This window comes from Larkinella rosea, assembly GCF_003858635.1.
Taxonomy (GTDB): domain Bacteria; phylum Bacteroidota; class Bacteroidia; order Cytophagales; family Spirosomataceae; genus Larkinella; species Larkinella rosea.
In genome coordinates this window covers 1-2,831 of the sequence record NZ_RQJO01000006.1, presented here as the reverse complement: position 1 = coordinate 2,831, position 2,831 = coordinate 1, and the positions used below count along the sequence as shown (strand labels likewise).

Annotated in this window: 2 protein-coding genes; one reads left to right on the top strand and one right to left on the bottom strand. The window is 62.0% G+C overall.

Annotated features, from left to right (window positions below; all coding sequences use genetic code 11):
• Positions 1-366 precede the first annotated feature (366 nt).
• Positions 367-1,590, top strand: a complete 1,224-nt coding sequence (locus EHT25_RS00230) for a glycosyltransferase family 1 protein (RefSeq protein ID WP_124868880.1) — start codon at positions 367-369, stop codon at positions 1,588-1,590.
• 39 nt (positions 1,591-1,629) lie between these two features.
• On the opposite strand, the gene EHT25_RS00225 is transcribed toward EHT25_RS00230, so the two are convergent.
• Complete coding sequence (locus tag EHT25_RS00225; protein WP_124868876.1) at positions 1,630-2,829, bottom strand: amine oxidase; 1,200 nt, start codon at positions 2,827-2,829, stop codon at positions 1,630-1,632.
• Between the last annotated feature and the right edge of the window lie 2 nt (positions 2,830-2,831).

Sequence of the window (2,831 nt, the reverse complement as noted above, 5' to 3'; positions counted from 1 at the left end):
CCGGGCCTTGCTGCCCAGTAAGCCCCCGAGCAAAAACCGGGATGCGGCCACAGCAGAGCCTGGTGGCTGATCGCCATCTCCTGCGTTACGGTGCTAAGGAAGCACGTCCAGCGCCGTAACCGGCCGGGCAGACCGCTACCCCTCCAACCCGCCTTCGCCTTCGAAACGGAAAACCACCACCCGGGGCGGCCCCCAAACACCCTAGGCCGACCCAACATCGATGGCTGCAGGGCCGGTCCCTCATTTGACCAAGCCCCCGTTTGCCCTTTCGAAATGAAATCGGTTTACGAACATATCCGGCAGCACCTGCCAGCCCCTCGCTAAGCAGAACGTGCACCTTTGGACCATCCATTTCTCTTTTAGCGTATGTCAATTCTCCCAATGAGTACCGGCACCCGGCCAGGGGCCCTGGAAATACCCGCTTTCGCGTCCCATCAGCGCCAGGATCCCCTGGCCCCCCCTGGTGATTTACTGTGCTTTTCCCACCTGCGCTGGGATTTTGTCTACCAGCGGCCGCAACACCTGCTGAGCCAGGCCAGCCCGCACTACCGGATCTGGTTCTGGGAAGAACCGGTTGGGGATACCCACGCCTGGCTGGAAATTCGGGCCCTCAATTCCCGAATGTGCGTCCTGGTGCCCCACCTGCCAGCCGGAAGCGGCCAAGATGCCGCCTGCCACCTGCAACGGGGGCTGCTCAATGAGTGGTTGCGGCAACAGGGCATCACCGATTTCATCGCCTGGTATTACACCCCGATGGCACTGGCCTTTACCGACCATTTACGCCCCCGCGTTACGGTCTATGACTGCATGGACGAGTTGGCCGCGTTTCAGGGAGCTCCCCCCCAATTGCGGCAATACGAGAAGCAGCTCATCCAGCGGGCCACTCTGGTGTTTACCGGTGGCGTTAGTCTGTTCGAAGCCAAACAGCCCTTGCACCCGTCGGTCCATGCCTTTCCCAGCAGCATCGATACGCAGCATTTTGCCCAGGCCCGGCAAGCACTGGCCGATCCGGCCGACCAGAAGACCCTGTCGTTTCCCCGCATCGGCTACAGTGGCGTCATCGACGAACGGCTGGACATTGCCCTGCTGCGAAAACTGTCCCAGAACCGGCCCGACTGGCAGTTCGTTTTTCTGGGACCGGTCGTGAAGATTGACCCCGCGACGCTGCCGCAGGGACCGAATCTGCACTACCTGGGCCTGAAACCCTACGACCAGTTGCCCGCCTATTTCAGCAACTGGCAGGTGGCCCTCTTGCCGTTTGCCCGCAACGAATCGACCCGCTTTATCAGTCCGACCAAAACCCCGGAATACCTGGCCGCCGGGCTGCCCGTGGTTTCCTCCCCCATTCGGGATGTGGTGCGAACCTACGGCAGCTGCGGCCCGCTGCGGATTGCCGAAACGCCGGAAGCGTTCGAAACGGCCATCGAAGCCTTGCTGCAAACCCGCTCGCAAACCGCCTGGAACCGCGTCGATGAGCAGTTAGGCCAGCAATCCTGGCAGCAGACCTGGAACGCCATGCACAGGCTCATCGTGGCCAATCTGCCCCCCGCCCCGGGTACGCCCCTGCGCACCCAGGCGCTTTCCTGCTGAACGGCCACCGGGGGGTGCCCGCGGTCCAGGCAGGGCACCTCAGCCCCGGTTTGCCCGCAGGGCGTTTTGCAGCGTTGCCAGCTGGCGCTGAGCCTGGCGCAGGGCATGGGCATACGGCTGGTTGAGAACCCGGCGGGGCGGATACTGAGTGGGCGTCCCGTCGGGCTTCAGTTCGGCATCCCACAGGCCCGACCGGTGCCAGGGGGTCAGCTGATCCCAGTCGGGCCGGTCGATGATCGGATACAGGCAAAGGCCCCAGAGCGGGAGGCCCTGCTGCCAGGCTGCCGCACATTCATTGGCAATAAACTGAATCCAGCGCGGGCGGTCTTGGCCGGGATGGCTCGTTTCGGACAGGACCAGGGGGCGCTGGTAGCGCTGGTACACCTGATGCAGTAAGGTCCGCAGGGGTTGCCAGCGCGGATCGTTTTGCTCATTGAGCCAGGGTAAAAGCTCACACGTATCGCAGATCCACTGATTGTTGTAATAAAAATTCAGGCCGACCAGATCCAGATACTCGGCCCGCCCGCCCAACTCGGGGCACATTCGGCCACACAGCATGTCCGTGGCCTGAAATTGATTCTGGTGGGCCCGGTTGGCCTGGGCAATCTGTTCATCGGTAGCGTTCAGGGGAGCCACCCGGTTGATCAGCGGTTCGGTCGTCAGAATCCGGACGCCGGCATCGACTTCCCGCAGGGCCGCCACCCCTTCGATGTAGGCGCGCATCAGGTGGTATTTGACTTCCCAGCCCTGCCCGATGCAATACGGCGACGTCCCCCGGGCATCGCCCCCCAGCCAGGACAGGAAACTGACCTCGTTGATGGGCGTGACAATCAGCGGACTGTCAGCGTCGATGGAGCGGTAAAACAACGCAAAGTTTCGGCACAAAGCCGCAAAGCGTCGGGCAAACATCGGGTGCAGGGGCGTCAGATCGTCCGGAAATCCGAAGTGACACAGGTCCCAGCATTGCTGAATCCCGGCCACCCGCCCCCGCCTGATGAGATGGGCCAGGGTTTGCCAATCATAGTGATAGGGCCGGGTTTCGACCTGGCTCCAGCGAATGCCCTCCCGAACGGTTTGAATGCCAAAGGAAGCCAGGGCCCCATAGTCTTCGTCCAGGCAGTCCAAATGCCCCGTAATCTGCAGAAAGTCGACCCGGTTTCCCCAGGCGTTGAGTTTGTCGGTGCATTCGTAACCCGCCATCCAGTACGACCGAAACGGATTGGAAAAAGAAACGCTCATAC

Bases quoted from the DNA above. Each gene is read 5' to 3' on its own strand.
- EHT25_RS00230 (WP_124868880.1), top strand. From the start codon at position 367: ATGTCAATTCTCCCAATGAGTACCGGCACCCGGCCAGGGGCCCTGGAA.
- EHT25_RS00225 (WP_124868876.1), bottom strand. From the start codon at position 2,829: ATGAGCGTTTCTTTTTCCAATCCGTTTCGGTCGTACTGGATGGCGGGT.